Origin of the sequence: Candidatus Jettenia sp. AMX1 (assembly GCF_030263775.1) — a bacterium.
Classification (GTDB): domain Bacteria; phylum Planctomycetota; class Brocadiia; order Brocadiales; family Brocadiaceae; genus Jettenia; species Jettenia caeni.
Genome location: NZ_SZPP01000011.1, coordinates 51,812 through 67,006, shown reverse-complemented (window position 1 = coordinate 67,006; position 15,195 = coordinate 51,812). Strand labels below are relative to the sequence as shown.

Annotated in this window: 11 protein-coding genes; 6 read left to right on the top strand and 5 right to left on the bottom strand. The window is 41.0% G+C overall.

Going from position 1 to position 15,195, the window contains the following annotated elements:
• Window positions 1-439: 439 nt before the first annotated feature.
• The 4 genes from FBQ94_RS04020 to FBQ94_RS04005 all read left to right on the top strand — a co-directional run bounded on the left by FBQ94_RS04020 (window position 440) and on the right by FBQ94_RS04005 (window position 6,298).
• A complete protein-coding gene (locus tag FBQ94_RS04020; protein ID WP_007222400.1) occupies window positions 440-1,945 on the top strand; it encodes a carboxypeptidase M32 in 1,506 nt (501 codons plus the stop codon).
• Window positions 1,946-2,211: 266 nt separating this feature from the next.
• A complete protein-coding gene (locus FBQ94_RS04015; protein ID WP_285441995.1) occupies window positions 2,212-2,811 on the top strand; it encodes a Slp family lipoprotein in 600 nt (199 codons plus the stop codon).
• A 95-nt stretch (window positions 2,812-2,906) separates the two neighbouring features.
• Window positions 2,907-4,178: a M48 family metallopeptidase gene (locus tag FBQ94_RS04010; protein ID WP_007222402.1), complete on the top strand. Its 1,272-nt coding sequence runs from the start codon at window positions 2,907-2,909 to the stop codon at window positions 4,176-4,178.
• A 512-nt stretch (window positions 4,179-4,690) separates the two neighbouring features.
• Complete coding sequence (locus FBQ94_RS04005) at window positions 4,691-6,298, top strand: cytochrome P460 family protein (RefSeq protein WP_007222403.1); 1,608 nt, start codon at window positions 4,691-4,693, stop codon at window positions 6,296-6,298.
• A gap of 388 nt (window positions 6,299-6,686) precedes the next feature.
• On the opposite strand, the gene FBQ94_RS04000 is transcribed toward FBQ94_RS04005, so the two are convergent.
• The 5 genes from FBQ94_RS04000 to FBQ94_RS03980 form a co-directional block, all read right to left on the bottom strand.
• Window positions 6,687-7,040, bottom strand: coding sequence for a DUF3147 family protein (locus tag FBQ94_RS04000; protein WP_007222404.1), 354 nt, complete (start codon window positions 7,038-7,040; stop codon window positions 6,687-6,689).
• Window positions 7,040-8,275: a metallophosphoesterase gene (locus tag FBQ94_RS03995; protein WP_285441994.1), complete on the bottom strand. Its 1,236-nt coding sequence runs from the start codon at window positions 8,273-8,275 to the stop codon at window positions 7,040-7,042. The genes FBQ94_RS04000 and FBQ94_RS03995 overlap by 1 nt, the downstream gene beginning before the upstream one ends.
• A 5-nt stretch (window positions 8,276-8,280) precedes the next feature.
• Window positions 8,281-9,045: a tetratricopeptide repeat protein gene (locus tag FBQ94_RS03990; RefSeq protein ID WP_007222406.1), complete on the bottom strand. Its 765-nt coding sequence runs from the start codon at window positions 9,043-9,045 to the stop codon at window positions 8,281-8,283.
• 28 nt (window positions 9,046-9,073) lie between these two features.
• Window positions 9,074-10,015 (bottom strand): hypothetical protein, encoded by a 942-nt coding sequence (locus tag FBQ94_RS03985; protein WP_285441993.1) that lies wholly within the window; start codon window positions 10,013-10,015, stop codon window positions 9,074-9,076.
• 683 nt (window positions 10,016-10,698) lie between these two features.
• Entirely contained in the window at window positions 10,699-10,890 is a 192-nt protein-coding gene (locus tag FBQ94_RS03980; protein ID WP_007222408.1) for a hypothetical protein, read from the bottom strand.
• Between the two features lie 667 nt (window positions 10,891-11,557).
• Here FBQ94_RS03980 and FBQ94_RS03975 point away from each other — a divergent pair.
• Window positions 11,558-14,329 carry an SBBP repeat-containing protein gene (locus FBQ94_RS03975; protein ID WP_007222409.1) on the top strand — a complete coding sequence of 924 codons (2,772 nt, stop codon included), beginning with the start codon at window positions 11,558-11,560 and terminating at the stop codon, window positions 14,327-14,329.
• Window positions 14,330-14,349: 20 nt separating this feature from the next.
• Window positions 14,350-15,126 carry a non-homologous end joining protein Ku gene (ku, locus tag FBQ94_RS03970; RefSeq protein WP_007222410.1) on the top strand — a complete coding sequence of 259 codons (777 nt, stop codon included), beginning with the start codon at window positions 14,350-14,352 and terminating at the stop codon, window positions 15,124-15,126.
• Window positions 15,127-15,195 lie beyond the last annotated feature (69 nt).

Below are 15,195 nucleotides of genomic sequence, written 5' to 3'. Positions count from 1 at the left end.
AATTGCAACCTATGGATTTCATCCAGTTTGATGGAGAGAAGAATTATCATAATAGAGTAATTCGATTAGCCTTATAGTCTATAAGGGAAGAGAACGATAAGATTGTTCTTTTGAAGAAAAAAATCATCCTGGCAGGAAAAGGCATGAATACATTTCTCATGAAGGAGATGGCAGTGTAACATGTCACACAAGTGTGCCGGTACAAAAGTGAGACATACTACATTTCCCTATTAGTTCATTCAAAGACTAATAGCAGCATTGTACAGAAAAGATTTTTCGTCCCTTAAATTCTGCTTGCATAATTTTCTCGTTATATGGTATGGTTGAATATAGATGTACGCTTTTATCCTTCTCTAACAAATCAGGTGCTGGCTTTGACAGAGCAGATAAACCGCCAGGATTCAAAATCACACCTACCTCAAGTCCGGAGATTTCATATATGCAAAAGAAGCTCGATAGTTTAAAAACCCGATTGGCAGAAATAGACGATCTCAACCATGCTGCTGCCATACTCGGCTGGGACCAGCAAACGTATATGCCTCCGGGTGGTGCGGAGGCACGGGCTCAGCAGCTTGCAACCCTGAGCCATATCTCTCATGAAAAGTTCATTGATAACGCGATTGGAGATATCCTCAACGAACTGCAAGAATATGCTGAAGGTCTACCTGAAGACTCAGATGATGCAAGTCTCATCCGGGTAACAAAACGCGATTACGACAAGGCGCGCCGGGTACCATCGGCACTGATATCGGAAATCGCACAGGCCGGCGCACAGGCCTTTGAGGCCTGGAAAGAGGCAAAAGACGGATTTAACTTTACCATCTTTGCGCCGTTTCTTAAGCGAAATCTCGAATTGAAAAAACGCTATGCCGAATGTTTAGGTTACACCGGCCGCATCTACGATCCGCTCCTCGATCAATTCGAGCCTGGTATGACAACTGCTCAAGTAGAAACTATCTTTGCAAACATCAGACAAGAGCTCGTACCACTGGTGCATGCCATAACATCAAAATCCACAGTAGTGGACAATTCCTTCCTGCACCAGGAATTCGATGAACAAAAACAATGGGATATCTGCGTTAAAGCTGCCCGATTGATTGGTTATGTATTTGAGCGTGGACGTCTGGACCGTTCACCACATCCATTCACAACAAGCTTTTCTATCGATGACGTAAGAATTACAACCCGTTTTTTACGCGATTATTTTTCCGCTGCATTTTTTGCAACGTTGCATGAGGCAGGCCATGCACTTTACAATCAGGGCATATCCCGCAAACTTGAACATACCCCCTTAGCAGACGGGGCATCGCTCGGCGTTCATGAATCACAATCACGGATGTGGGAAAACCTTGTTGGCCGCAGCCGTGCGTTTTGGAAATTTTTCATGCCACATGTAAAAGATATCTTTCCTGAAGAGTTCCATAACATACATGCCGAAAATATGTACCGGGCAGTAAACCGCGTCCAGCCTTCGTTCATTCGTGTCGAGGCGGATGAAGTTACCTATAATTTACATATCATGATCCGTTTCGAACTGGAAAATGACCTGCTCGAAGATCGCATATCAATACATGACTTACCGAATGCGTGGAATATAAAGATGCAGGAGTATCTTGGTATAACGCCACCGGATGATGCACGTGGTGTGCTCCAGGATGTTCACTGGTCATCAGGCAGCTTTGGCTATTTTCCCACATATTCGCTCGGCAATATCTTTGCAGCACAACTGTTTGATCAGGTCAAAAGGGATCTTCCCGACATCGAAACATCCTTTGAAAAGGGCGCCTTTCAGAAATTACTCGATTGGTTACGCCAAAATTTACACGCTCATGGCAGAAAGTTTACCCTCGATGAACTTGCAAGGAGGATTACCGGTGAACCATTACAAACACGCTCCTTTATTACCTATTTGAAAAACAAATTCGGTGAGATTTATGGACTGTAATAAACCTTTCGTCTCCAAGAAAATACATCAAGTTAATTTACCATAAGAGGCTCTAGAGTATTTGTCATTGCGAGGGGGTTTTTCCCGAAGCAATCTTTTCTACACTATTCAAGAGATTGCTTCGGACAATACCCTCGCAATAACACGTTAAACACAACACGGACAAACCATGTCCCTGTAAGGGTCGTTTGTCCGTGCCACCCTGAAAACCGCTTACATAAAATATGAATAAAAACTTAAAGAAAGCCAACAGTATGTATCCTGTTATGTATAGGTTTCCTTTGTTCCCTAAGTCAATACTGATCGTAGCGTTGTTATTCATAGCCAGCTGTGCGCCGGTTATATCTCAGCGGGTAAGGGAGCAAGCAAGGCCCGATATCACCTTCAAAGAATTGCAGAACACCCCCGAACGCTATAAGGGCCGAGTAATTATCTTAAGTGGCTTTATTATAGAGACAAAAAACACAAAAGAAGGAACCTTACTGGAAATATTACAGGCTCCTGCGGGCTTCCGGGGAGAACCGAAAGACGCTGATAGATCTGAGGGAAGATTTCTGGCGATCAGCGATCATTATCTGGATACAAATATCTATAAGAAAGACCGAAAGGTTACCGTAGCAGGCGAGGTTCAGGGAAAGAGGGTTCAGCCTTTAGAAAAAACGGAATACGTCTATCCACTACTCCATGTTAAGGAAATACATCTCTGGCCGGTTGAAGAGGTACGCCCATATCCATATCCGTATAGTTACTATCCTTTTGATAGATATTACTGGCGAAGAGATCTTTGGCGTCACCGAATACCAAAGCATCGCAAAGATTGCAAAGACCATAAAGGCGGTAGAGGTCATAAACAGCGTAAACGTTGATTTCCCTTTTAGGGGATAAGAGAACCAATACACCAGGATACATTTATAGTATAGCTTTCTTTAACTTTTTTATTAACAACAAGGTAAAATACAGTATGGGAAAATATCTTATCGCTATTTTTATTCTCTATCTTCTCGTGGTCATTTCAGACCACTGGCTCGAATATCTCAATCTCTCTCATCTCAAAAAACATGGCGCCTCAATCCCTCCGGAATTCGAAGGGTATATAGACCAGGCATTACTGAAAAAGACACAAGACTATGTTGTTGAGAATACAAAATTTGAGGTTGTTTCATCTATTTTCCATACCATAATCTTCATATTTTTTCTCTTCGGAAATCTGCTGAATATCTACAATTCGTGGATTGCCTCTCTGAGATTACCCTTTATCTTATCAGGTTTGATCTTCTTTTTGCTCCTGTTTTATGCTGATACACTCCTAAAAATTCCCTTCGATCTTTATCATACATTTCAAATAGAAAATACCTATGGGTTTACAACTACCACCCGGAGATTATGGGTAACCGATCTCATAAAGTCGCTGGCAATATCCACTATTCTGATGGCCATCATACTATCAGGAGGCCTTCTGATTATTCAGGTAAGCCCCAATTTCTGGTGGTTATGGGTATGGTGTCTCTTTCTGGCCTTCAGTATCATAATTATGTACATCTTCCCCTACGTAATAGAACCGCTCTTTAATAAGTTTACCCCTATTGAAGATGAGAAACTTCAGGAGGGTATACGCTCTATTATGCAAAGGGTTGGTATAAAGGTAAAAAAGGTCTTAACCATGGATGCATCAAAGAGAACAAAGCACACCAACGCCTATTTTACCGGTATGGGAAAGGTAAAAAGGATTATTCTCTACGATACACTCCTGGAGAAGATGGATAATGATGAGACTCTGTCAGTCCTTGCGCATGAGGCGGGACACTGGAAAAGGCGGCATCTTATAAAACATCTTATTGCATCAGAATGTATAGCATTAATCGCTCTGTATATATCCTATAAGCTCGTGCAAAGTGATTTCCTTATTCATCTCTTTCATATCAAAGATGCTACATTTTTTGCAAAGGTTGTTATCCTGGGTTTTTTAGGTTCCCTGGTAGCATTTCCCTTTACGCCGGTATTTCATTTCTTTTCAAGAAGGCACGAAATTGAAGCCGACCGGTTCTCCTGTGAGTTGACGGGAAACAGCAAGAGTATGATAAGTACCCTCATAAAGCTTTCAAAGGATAACCTTTCAAATCTCCACCCCCATCCCCTGTACGCCGCCTTTCACTATTCACATCCACCGGTACTGGAAAGAATAAAACGTATTAAGCAGGGGCAGGTTTCAAGCCTGCCCCTACAACAACATTGAAATTTCTATACATTAAGTAAGGCAATTTGGAATATGCCATGTGACATGTCACACTTCTGTAGCGATACACTTGTGTTGCCTGTCACATTGTACTCATGCCATCTTTATAATTCCTTTTTTTACCATTGCTGCGAAAATACTATGAAATTTACTCCGGCTCTTTTCTTGGTATAATTTTTGATGTTTAATTCTTAGCGAGTACACTATCAAGGCGATTCGTAATACCAGAGGTAAATCTGGCTTGTGTTACCAATACATCTCCTTCACCTTATAACCGTAGAATTAAATTTGGCCGTGTAACCTGTATGAAGCGGAAGAAATAGAGCGCTATACTCCGGAGTATCATTGATATCCGGAATACTATGCATGATACGGCTTTGCACAACTATCCATGTACCGTTTGCTCGTAATGAGACCTTCGGCAACTTTAGCAACGCGTAGTGGCAAGGAGCGCCTTGCCACTACGTAGTTTGTTTGAATTACCTAAGCATTAAATCAAAAAGGAGGAAGGAATGAAAAAGATTTATTCGCCCATCATATTATTCCCACTGGTAATAAGCATTCTCTCAGCGGGATGCGGACTGATGGAAAGAGAAACCGGTACTGGAGAGGAGCCATCTAAAATAACCAGAGAGGAGCGCAAAGCCGACAAAATAGCTGATAAACTCTGGGAAAAGATACAGAAGGAAAGCTACCGGCAGAACTGGAAGATGTGGCCAGGCAAGGAGGCTTTCTATCCAGGAAAGGAACCCCATGGAACTTTATTAATTACCTATGTAAATAACGTCGCTTATGATGCAATACTCAATAAAAAGGAACGTATGCCTCCGGAAGCAATAATAATTAAAGAAAACTATACGCAAAACAAAGACCTTGCTTCTATCACTGCAATACAAAAGATAGAAGGTTTTAATCCTGATGCCAATGACTGGTATTGGGTCCAATTTGGACCAGGCGGTAAAGTTATGACCATTGAAGAGTATGGCCAAACCACGAGGTTAGCAGGCAAAATTGATGAATGTATCAATTGCCATAGTGAACAGAGCGGTAACGACTACCTTTTTACAGGTTCTTCAGGAGGAACCATGTTTGAGACTAAAAAAACTAAAGCTGAGGAAACTGAAGAAGATGAGGAAGATAAGGAAGCCGAAGAAGCTCATGAAGAAGCAGCAAACGAAAAAGAAATTGCCGAAGGAATTTGGAGTAAGATACAGATTGAAAATTATCGGGAAAACTGGAAGATGTGGCCAGGCAAAGAGGCTTTCTCACCAGGAAAAGAGTCACATGGGGCGCATGGGGCTTTATCAACCACTTACCTGAACGACACTGCTTATGATGCATTGGAAAATAAAGAGAAACAATTGCCTCACGGGTCGATACTGGTTAAAGAAGACTACACGCCAGCTAAAAAACTTACCGCTATCACGGTAATGAAAAAAATAGAAGAGTATAACCCCGAAGCAAATGATTGGTATTGGGTTCAATACAGAATGGACGGAAAAGTTGCAACAAAGAAGAAGAATGGCAAAATTATGGCGCTGGCTGGTAAGGTTAGCGACTGCTCCGAATGTCACGCCAGGCGTAACAATAATGATTACATTTTTACCAGTACATTAGGTGAAGAAATACCCGAAGCTGACATTAAGGAAATAAAGGGAGAAATGCCTACTGATGAGGAAATTGCAGATAAGATCTGGGATACCATGGAGAGTGAAGATTATCAAAAAGGCTGGAAGATGTGGCCAAAGAAAGAAGCTTTTTATAAAGGGAGGGAACCCCATGGGGCTTTATTAACTACCTATGTAAACGGCCCTGCCTATAAGGCAATTGTGAATAAAGAGAAACAGATGCCTGACGGCGCAATAATTATCAAGGAAAACTATACACCGAATAAAGAGCTTACCTCCATAATGGTAATGAATAAAAGGGAAAATTATGGCAGCGAGGTTAACGATTGGTATTGGGTACAGTACGAGCCTGATGGAGAAGTTATGACTATGGAAAAGGAAGATGAAACGATAACACTCGCAGGTAAGGTAGAGGATTGTATTGACTGTCATGGTAAGAAGATTAACAATGATTACCTCTATACAAGCTCCCTCAGAGAGTTTCAAAGATAAAGAGAATAACCAAGACATTCGGCTACCCGGTATAAACTAGGCCTTTCGGCGACTTAAAATATCTATTTTCCCGGCACTGATCCATCCCCTTTACCCCATATGCATCAAGTTGTCGTTTAGTCAAGGGTGGCACTGACAAACCCTGTTTGTCAGTGTGGTATATTCCCTATCCACGTTGGCATTTGAAGCAAGCACGGACAAACTTCGTTTGTCCGTGCCACCCTGAAAACCGCTTACATAAAATGAAAATTCCTATACAATTAAATGTAGAGCAAGGCTTTACTTGTCTTCCCGCCTGAATACCTGCACCGGGATAGCCTTTTCCAGTATCAGATGGATACAAAAACCTGTAGAGACGCAAAATCTTGCGTCTCCCCGTGTCCCCTTTTCACGCCCCCCATCCAAAATGGCTTACAATAACACTCGTAATCCATGAAAAAACCATATAGGTTATCACACCAATAGCAACTGATTTCACAAATCCTAACCGGGGCAATAAAAAGATAATGCACAGCACATAGATAATCCATGATGGCGTCATCAAAAGGAGACCCTTTGCATAATGTATTGTAGCAACCTGCCCACCTCTGTTATAAATCAGGACAGAGGTCAGCAAGGTAATGGCAGGAAAAATCGCCATAAAAGAAGCGAGCAGGCCCCTTCCCTGCGAGCCAATAAATGTCGCTATGCTCACAATAGTGCCCCCAAGGATAAAATAGAGTATAAAAATTTTTAGCTGCATTATTTTTGCCAGTGTAACGTAAAATCATCAATTAATTCCAGACGTTCCTTCACAAATTGCCTTTCAAAGGCGCTGTCATCCGGTAATCCCTTCGCTAAATCATACCGCAGACCAAATACTTTACCCTGCAAAATTACCTTATTGTTATTATTGGTGCGTACTATAATGTCTACGAAGTGATAAGCCGTTATAAATTCTACACACTGAAAACCATCGAAAGGAATTTGAGAAGTATTACATTCACCCATACCTGCCAGAGGAGCGCCTCCGCCGCCTGAAATAATATATACAGGTAATTGCACGTTACCTGTTGTATGTGTCCTGCAGATTCGCTGGTAATTGTGCTCATGGCCATTGATAATCAGGAGTACGTTATTTGCGCTGTCATTAAAAAACCTCACATACCGGTCCCGAAATCTTGACGCTCTGGATTCCTTGTCCATCAGGTCTGCACAACCATGAATCCCAAGAGAATATGGCGGATAGTGTTCGAGAATAATTTTGGGACCGCTAAATTGCTGTAATTCATTCAGAAACCATTGGAATTGTTCTTCATCATCAGGTAATGAGGAGTTTAAGATAAGAAATTTTATCTCCAATCCATTGGCCTTCCTGATGAAAGAATACCATGACTGATCCTCCGCCGTACCCTTCAACACCTCTTTTAAGTAAGAGCTGGAGGAAGGAGGTAATTTATCTCTGATTTCTTCACATAAGACCTCACGGCTCCTCGTCTTTATCCTTGATTCTACAAGAGAATTGATCTCTTCGAGTAATTTCTTCCATACCTTTTCCAGAGTACTGTCATCCGAAGGACCCGACGGCAGTGAATCTGATTCCTCCTCTGGTTTGTCTGCTATGCCCATTTTTCTTAGCACTTCCTTCACCAGCTCATCTACCTTCTCACTGAACATGAGCTCATGATTACCAATAGCAGGATACAACGGGATCGTGGTATCTCCTGTATAATTATTGGTAATTACTTCTAAAAATTTTTCAAACTCATTGTAATAAACCATATCTCCGGAGAACAAAATAAAATCAGGGTCCATGCTGCGTATCGCCATTGCTATCGTATTATGTTTTACTTGAGGTTTTCCGATTACCTTAATATCTCCACGGGTGTCTCCATATGCAATGAAATGCAGTGTTTTAGCATAAAGATCCTGGGAAAAAATGCAAAAAAGAAGGAGAAAATTACTAATGAGGAATGTTACGTGAGTTTGTTTACGCATAGGCATTAATCATAATCAGATGCCGGGGTTTCTTTTATCAGGTCATCCCTGCTTTCATTCGCCTCTTTTGTTTTCCGTTTGGTCTGGTGAATTACACCTAAAGCAAAATGGGCGTTGTAGTTATTAGGATTAAGTTCAAGTGCTTTTTGTAAGGACTGAATAGCGTCATCATAGTGATCCTTTTTTGCATAGGTAACGCCAAGGTTATAATAAGCATTCGAGTATTTAGGGTTAATCTCTGTTGCCTTCTTAAAGGCATCAATAGCTTCGTCCAAATTATCCATAGATGAATAGACAATACCCAGGTTATAATACCCCTTATCAAATGCCGGATTAAATTCCACGGCTTTTTCAAAAGCCCCGGCAGCGTCGTTGTATTGCTTCTTTTTATAATAGGCAATACCCAAATTATAGTATGCTTCGACATACTGAGGTGACAGTTCTACAGCCTTTTTCAAAGATCCGACAGCTTCATCTAATCGGCCTGCGTTATGATAAACAACGCCCAAATTGTTGTATGCCTTTACGAAATTGGGGTCGATTTCCAAAGTCTTTTTGTATTCATTGATAGCTTCTTCCATCATCCCTTTTTCATGGTACACAATTCCGAGATTATAATGGGCCTCTGCAGAGTTAGGATTTATCTCTATAGCCTGCTGAAAGGACCTCATAGCGGCATCTAACGATGCATCTTCACCCTGATCCTGGCTATAACCTGCATTTGTTAATACGAGCAGTATACCTATTACTACCACCATACCAATTCTCATAGAGCACTCCCCCTAAAATACTGTAATTTTAATCGATCCGCAGATAACCTTCTTGTAAAGGTTCACTCAATGTTATGAGAGAAATTGATGATATCGTTTCGAATACAGGAGACTGGACCGCAGGCGCTTCTAATGTCACATGCAATGGCTCTTGAATAAATTTCAGACCGGAAATCTTCGCAGATAAGCTTGTAACGGGCAACCCGATTTCATAGTGCTCAATGACTGATCTGATCTCTCCTGTAATCATAGGCATTTGCGTTACCACAGGCAATAATGATACGTCTTCTTCACCTGTGATTCCCCGGATCATAGAATCATATCCCGCAGTCATAAACTTCAAATGAGAAATGTTCTCTTTTCTGTCCATATCAACGGGTTGTTCGAGCTGATACTTCTGAGGAAGAGACACAATTCCCTCTTGAACCATAGGTCTGACTCTTGTAACAGACAGTGATTCCTGAAAATCTGCCATAAGGGGGTCAGCCACTAATTTTTTTAACTGATCCAGAGATGTCTCCAGCAAAAGCTTTTGATATCGGAAAGCTTCCTTTTCGGTTATCGTGGTAGTTGGTTCTCTCTTAACGGTATTCATAATCTTATGAACCAACAGATCTCCTACTAACAGTTGTTCCAGGGAAGCATCCTTTTTTACTGCCTTCAGGAAATGATAATTTACAAAGATGAGTGCAATCCCAAATCCTATCACAAGCACATAGGTAAGTATCTTTGTAATGGCGGGAAAGAATTTTATAACCAGGTGGAATAAGAGAATGAAGATCAGGGTCGATACTCCAACCTCTAAAAGACCCGCCTGGGGTGAACCGGTTATTGTAAAATAAATCAGGACAAGGGCTACAATCAGAAACCATATACAGAGAAAGACGATCATGTGTTTCCATGTATTTGTAGGCACATGAGGGCCGGGCATTCCTGACGGTTCAGGTAACTGGCTATTTTTGTTCGGCATAGTCATATGGAAATGAGATTGAGATTGTTTATACTATCAATAGAGTTTCCCTTTTGAAATTCCTATACATTTAAGTTAAGTCTTAAACAGTTTGACTGACTCAATCAACCATCTTCAGTTGAATCAAAACATTCTATAGTAATGTTAAAAGAAAATGTCGCTTTATTTTTGAGATCATGATAGTACAAATCAACAACCCTGAAGAAATAATTATTAGAAAACAACGGCAAATTCCCAGGCAATGACAGGTATACACGGGTTTTCCATGCCACCCCTTCGGGGTTCAAACCCTTTCTTCTGCTCTTTTGCTATAATCATACCATCCCTTCGGGATTATGAGACAAAAATACCTTGATACTCTATCACTCCGTTTCTTTGGGATGAGGAAAAACTGATCTGTACTTTCTGGAAAATTTTACTCTACTCTGTGACATTTTGTTTTGAGATTACTATACCATATTATTACATGAACCCAAAGAGATATTTTCCCATACTGTAGTTTTCATTTAGCTTTATGAAAAAGCCGTATAAAAAGAAAAGCCTTACCGGGGATATCGGTAAAATATCCCGTCAGTAAGGCTATTTCTTTTTGCTGAAAGATTCTCCCCGGTCTCTTATAGACCTTTTTTATGATCAGGGAAAACGACAAAACCTCTCAGCCTTGTTAAAACTTTTCTTATTCCCTACTTTCTCTGTCCCCCATGGCATTGACATGGACAATCCGGCACTATTTTCGACGGTACATGATTACATTTATCGCACACCTTTTCCTTTTCCTCTGCAAGAGCAGTATTAATAAAAGTAGTATTTACCATACCAATACCAGAAATTAACGCCCCTGCAACAGCAATACTAAGACAAAATTTCTTTAGCATCTCTTATTCCTCCTCACATGAAGAATCTTAAGCCAGCCTACCAGGAACATTCCCGATAAAGATACAGGCTTGATTCGTTACTATTTCAGCAATACACTTGCCAAAGAATTTTTGTATACAAATTCCTTATATAGTACATCCAATAATCATATGAATATAAAAGACTATAACTTATGAAAAAAGGTATCATCTCCTTAATCCTCTTTACTTTCCGTTTTCAGAAGAGATTATCTTTCCCGATATGTATAAGTATCCATACAATCATTCAATGTTATTCTTAAATAATACCGATATAAACCTTTATACAATATTTTATGCGACCACAAAAACATACACAAAGTAAGTAATTCCATACACCTTGTCCTGCCGGATAAAAGTACACGATACCCGGGTTTATCCAAAGCAGTATTTACCTAAGAAGGTATACCCACTTCAAGAACAGCAAAACGATTCCTTCCGGCTGCCTTTTATAACGGTATATATTTTGCTTGTCTCATACCTATCTTCATGAGATCTTATATAGTATCAAATAGATGAACTCGGACGGAACAAAATGAGTCATGGTTTGATTGTGCCATCACGGACAAACGAGTTTGTCCGTGCCACCCTATCACAAATACGTTCGGTTTCATATCTTGAGTACTATAAATAAGGAGTTTGAAAGATTATGAGAAATATATTACATGGATGTATTTTTCGGCTCTTTTTATCCATAGCAGCTTTATACTTATTTTCCGGGGTATCGATTATTAATTCATCTGCCTTTGGCTTATCTTTAACATCAGCCAATCAAAGTAACAGATATGCTTCTGTGGACGATGCGGCGAAGGTAAAGGCGCAGGAAAACTATGGTAAACTACCCTTCTGTTTTATTCAGAACAAGGGACAAGTGAATGGAAGTATAAAATTTTATGAAAAGCAGAAAGGGTATAGTATCTTTTTTACGAAAAGGGGAATTTATGTATCATTTGCAAGTAATCATCGGTTAAGGGAAGAGAAACAGGAGACAGAAGGCAGGAGCCATCTTCTGAAGACAACAGGTAGTGGAGAAGCCCATGATAAAAATCCCTCTGTATCCACCAAATCCCCCTTTGCATTCACCAAATCCCCCTTTTTTAATAAACCCACTCACACCCTCTTTTCTAACAAATCCCCTCAATCTCCCTTTTCTAAAACATTCACACATTTTTCCCCCTTTTCTAAAAGGGGACCAAGGGGGATTACACAAGGCAATATTCCACAAAACTCCCAGGAAGAAGCCCAAACAAACAATCCCTGCTTAAAGATAGAAACTATCAAACTCATACCCCTTGGCGCCAATAAACACCTCGAGATTATCCCGGAAGGTTTACAAGAGACAAAGGTCAATTATCTTATCGGCACAAACCCGGAAGACTGGAAAACAAATATTCCCACCTATCAGGCAATAGTCTACAAAGACATGTACCAGGATATTGATATGAGATTTTACGGGAATAACCGCCAGTTGGAGTACGATATCATCATCAAACCTGGCGCAAATCCATCACGGATAAAATTTGCTTACAGAGGTATAGAGAATTTAAGGATTAACAAAGAAGGAGACCTGGAGATATACCTTAAAAACGGCAAGATGGCGCAAAAAAAGCCATATATATATCAGGAAATCAACGGGAAGAGAGTAGAGGTGAAAGGAGGGTTTGCGATTTCAGGCTTAGCGTTTGGAGTTCAAAACACGAGACATACCATACGGGATACGAAACACGAGACACAAAATACGGGACACTTCGTCTATGGTTTCAGGGTCGCATCCTATGATAAGAGATATCCACTCACTATAGACCCTGCCCTCGTATATTCTACCTATCTTGGAGGAAATAATTCCGACGAAGGGTACAAAATCGCTGTAGATTCCCTTGGGAATGCGTATATTACCGGAGAGACGCGCTCCGATACCTTTCCGGCAATCTCTGCTCTTTATAAAAACAAAATAGGGGATGCACGGTTTTCCGATGTCTTTGTCACAAAGCTCAATGCCTCAGGCACTCGTATTGTATACTCAACCTATCTGGGAGGAAATAGCGATGATATAGGTAATGGAATCGCTGTGGACTCATCGGGAAATGTCTCTGTTACCGGATTTACTAATTCAACAAACTTTCCAACCGTCATGGCTCTGTATAAAAATAAAGAAGGGGAATCTGATGCCTTTATCACAAAGATAAATGCCTCGGGCGATAATCTTGTATACTCTACCTATCTGGGAGGAAGCAGCTCTGACTGGGGACGTGGAATTGCCGTGGATACCTTTGGAAATGCATATATCACCGGATGGACATATTCAAATAACTTTCCAACCGTTTCCACGATCATGGGAAGTAAAACAGCAGGGTATCAGGACGCCTTTATCACAAAGATAAATCCCTCAGGCAGTGAACTTATGTACTCCCTGTATCTGGGTGGAAACAATTACGATACCGGCAACGGGATTGCCGTGGATACCTTCGGAAATGCATACGTCACCGGGTATACCAATTCAACGAACTTTCCCATAGTCTCCGCTATCCACAAAAGCTACGCAGGCGGATATCACGATGCCTTTATCACAAAGATAAATCCCTCAGGCAATAAACTGGTATATTCTACCTATCTGGGGGGAAGTGGTGATGATATAGGTTATGAAGTCGCTGTAGACGTCTCCGGAAATGCCTATATCACCGGACTAACATGGTCAAACAATTTTCCAACGACTTTGCCTCTCTATAAGAATATTGCAGGAAATAATGATGTCTTTATCACCAAGCTCAACACCGCAGGCAGCGTTATATACTCTACCTATCTGGGAGGAAGTATGTATGAGAGCGGTCATGGGATTGCTGCCGATATCTCCGGGAATGCATATATCACCGGAGTAACCCGTTCCGATGATTTTCCGGTAACCTCTGCTCTCTATGAAAGGGGTGCAGGAAATAACGATGCCTTCATCGTAAAGCTCAATGCCGCAGGAAATAAACTTTTATACTCTCTGTACCTTGGAGGAGACAATGAGGATGCCGGTTATGGAGTTGCTGTAGATACCGAAGGAAATGCATATGTCGCCGGAAGAACAGAATCAGATAATTTTCCGGTAATCTCTGCAGTCTATGGGAATAAAACGGGGGATCATGATGCCTTCATTACAAAAATTGCCCTGATGAAAGGCAAGATATATGGGTATGTGGCAGATAGTGAAAATAGCCCCGTTGGATATGCAAGCATAGTCCTTAAAGGGACAAAAGCTATGTCCAGGTTTATACTCTCCGATGAAAATGGCTCTTTTCAGTTTCGTGATTTAGATGCAGATATGTATACTATTTCTGCAATGAAAAAGGGTTATGAGGAAGCCAGGAAGAAAGTAGGAATTGAAGAGGATAAAGTAAAAGTAATTATGCTAAGAATGAAGAAAAAACAGCGATCGTAAGTCTTTTGGAGAAGAGAAGCATGCGTGCAATTTGGACGGGAATCATGCGTTTTGGACTTGTCAATATTCCCATTCGGCTTTACAGCGCCACAGGAGAAAGAAGGCTTAAGTTTCATTACCTTCATAAAAAAGATCTGTCACCCATCAGACATGCCCGTATTTGCCGGGAAGATGGACGAGAGGTCCCCTATGAGGATATTGTAAGAGGCTATGAATATCAAAAAGGTGATTATATTATCTTAACAGATGAGGATTTTAAGAAAGCAAACCTCCGGAAAACAGGGACTATTGATATTATAGAATTTGCAAAAGAGGAGGAAATTGACAGTAAGTATTTCGAGAAACCGTATTACCTGGAACCAGGCCGTGGAGCCGATAAAGCTTATGCGTTGCTTCGTGAAGCCTTACAACGTTCTAAAAAAGTAGGGATAGCCAGGTTTGTTCTGAAAAGCCGGGAACATCTCGGCATTATCAAACCTGAAGGAGATGTGATAGTTCTTAACCAGCTCAGATTTAAAGATGAGCTACACGATATCGGAGATCTGAAACTACCTTCTAAAGCTGGAAAAAATAAAGAAATAGAATTAGCTCTTGCATTTATTGATCAGCTTACAGAACCATTTAAACCGGAAAAGTACCACGATACCTACAGCGAGGAACTCAAAGAGGTCATTCCAGAGCGAGTACATGGCAAGGCCCCTGCTCCGGAAAAAGAGAAACCGGTACCAACGCCTGCCACCGATTTGATGTCTATCCTGCGGGAGAGCCTGAAGCGGGCCAGGCAAAGGGCGTCATAAAGATTAGGGAAATATTCCAAATTGAGGGTTCAGGTTATAAACCTGAACCCGCCCAGGAAAGAATTTCCC

What these genes read in the sequence shown, in the direction of transcription:
- FBQ94_RS04020 (WP_007222400.1), top strand. Translation starts at nt 440, where the DNA reads ATGCAAAAGAAGCTCGATAGTTTAAAAACCCGATTGGCAGAAATAGAC.
- FBQ94_RS04015 (WP_285441995.1), top strand. Translation starts at nt 2,212, where the DNA reads ATGTATAGGTTTCCTTTGTTCCCTAAGTCAATACTGATCGTAGCGTTG.
- FBQ94_RS04010 (WP_007222402.1), top strand. Translation starts at nt 2,907, where the DNA reads ATGGGAAAATATCTTATCGCTATTTTTATTCTCTATCTTCTCGTGGTC.
- FBQ94_RS04005 (WP_007222403.1), top strand. Translation starts at nt 4,691, where the DNA reads ATGAAAAAGATTTATTCGCCCATCATATTATTCCCACTGGTAATAAGC.
- FBQ94_RS04000 (WP_007222404.1), bottom strand. Translation starts at nt 7,040, where the DNA reads ATGCAGCTAAAAATTTTTATACTCTATTTTATCCTTGGGGGCACTATT.
- FBQ94_RS03995 (WP_285441994.1), bottom strand. Translation starts at nt 8,275, where the DNA reads ATGCGTAAACAAACTCACGTAACATTCCTCATTAGTAATTTTCTCCTT.
- FBQ94_RS03990 (WP_007222406.1), bottom strand. Translation starts at nt 9,045, where the DNA reads ATGAGAATTGGTATGGTGGTAGTAATAGGTATACTGCTCGTATTAACA.
- FBQ94_RS03985 (WP_285441993.1), bottom strand. Translation starts at nt 10,015, where the DNA reads ATGCCGAACAAAAATAGCCAGTTACCTGAACCGTCAGGAATGCCCGGC.
- FBQ94_RS03980 (WP_007222408.1), bottom strand. Translation starts at nt 10,890, where the DNA reads ATGCTAAAGAAATTTTGTCTTAGTATTGCTGTTGCAGGGGCGTTAATT.
- FBQ94_RS03975 (WP_007222409.1), top strand. Translation starts at nt 11,558, where the DNA reads ATGAGAAATATATTACATGGATGTATTTTTCGGCTCTTTTTATCCATA.
- ku (WP_007222410.1), top strand. Translation starts at nt 14,350, where the DNA reads ATGCGTGCAATTTGGACGGGAATCATGCGTTTTGGACTTGTCAATATT.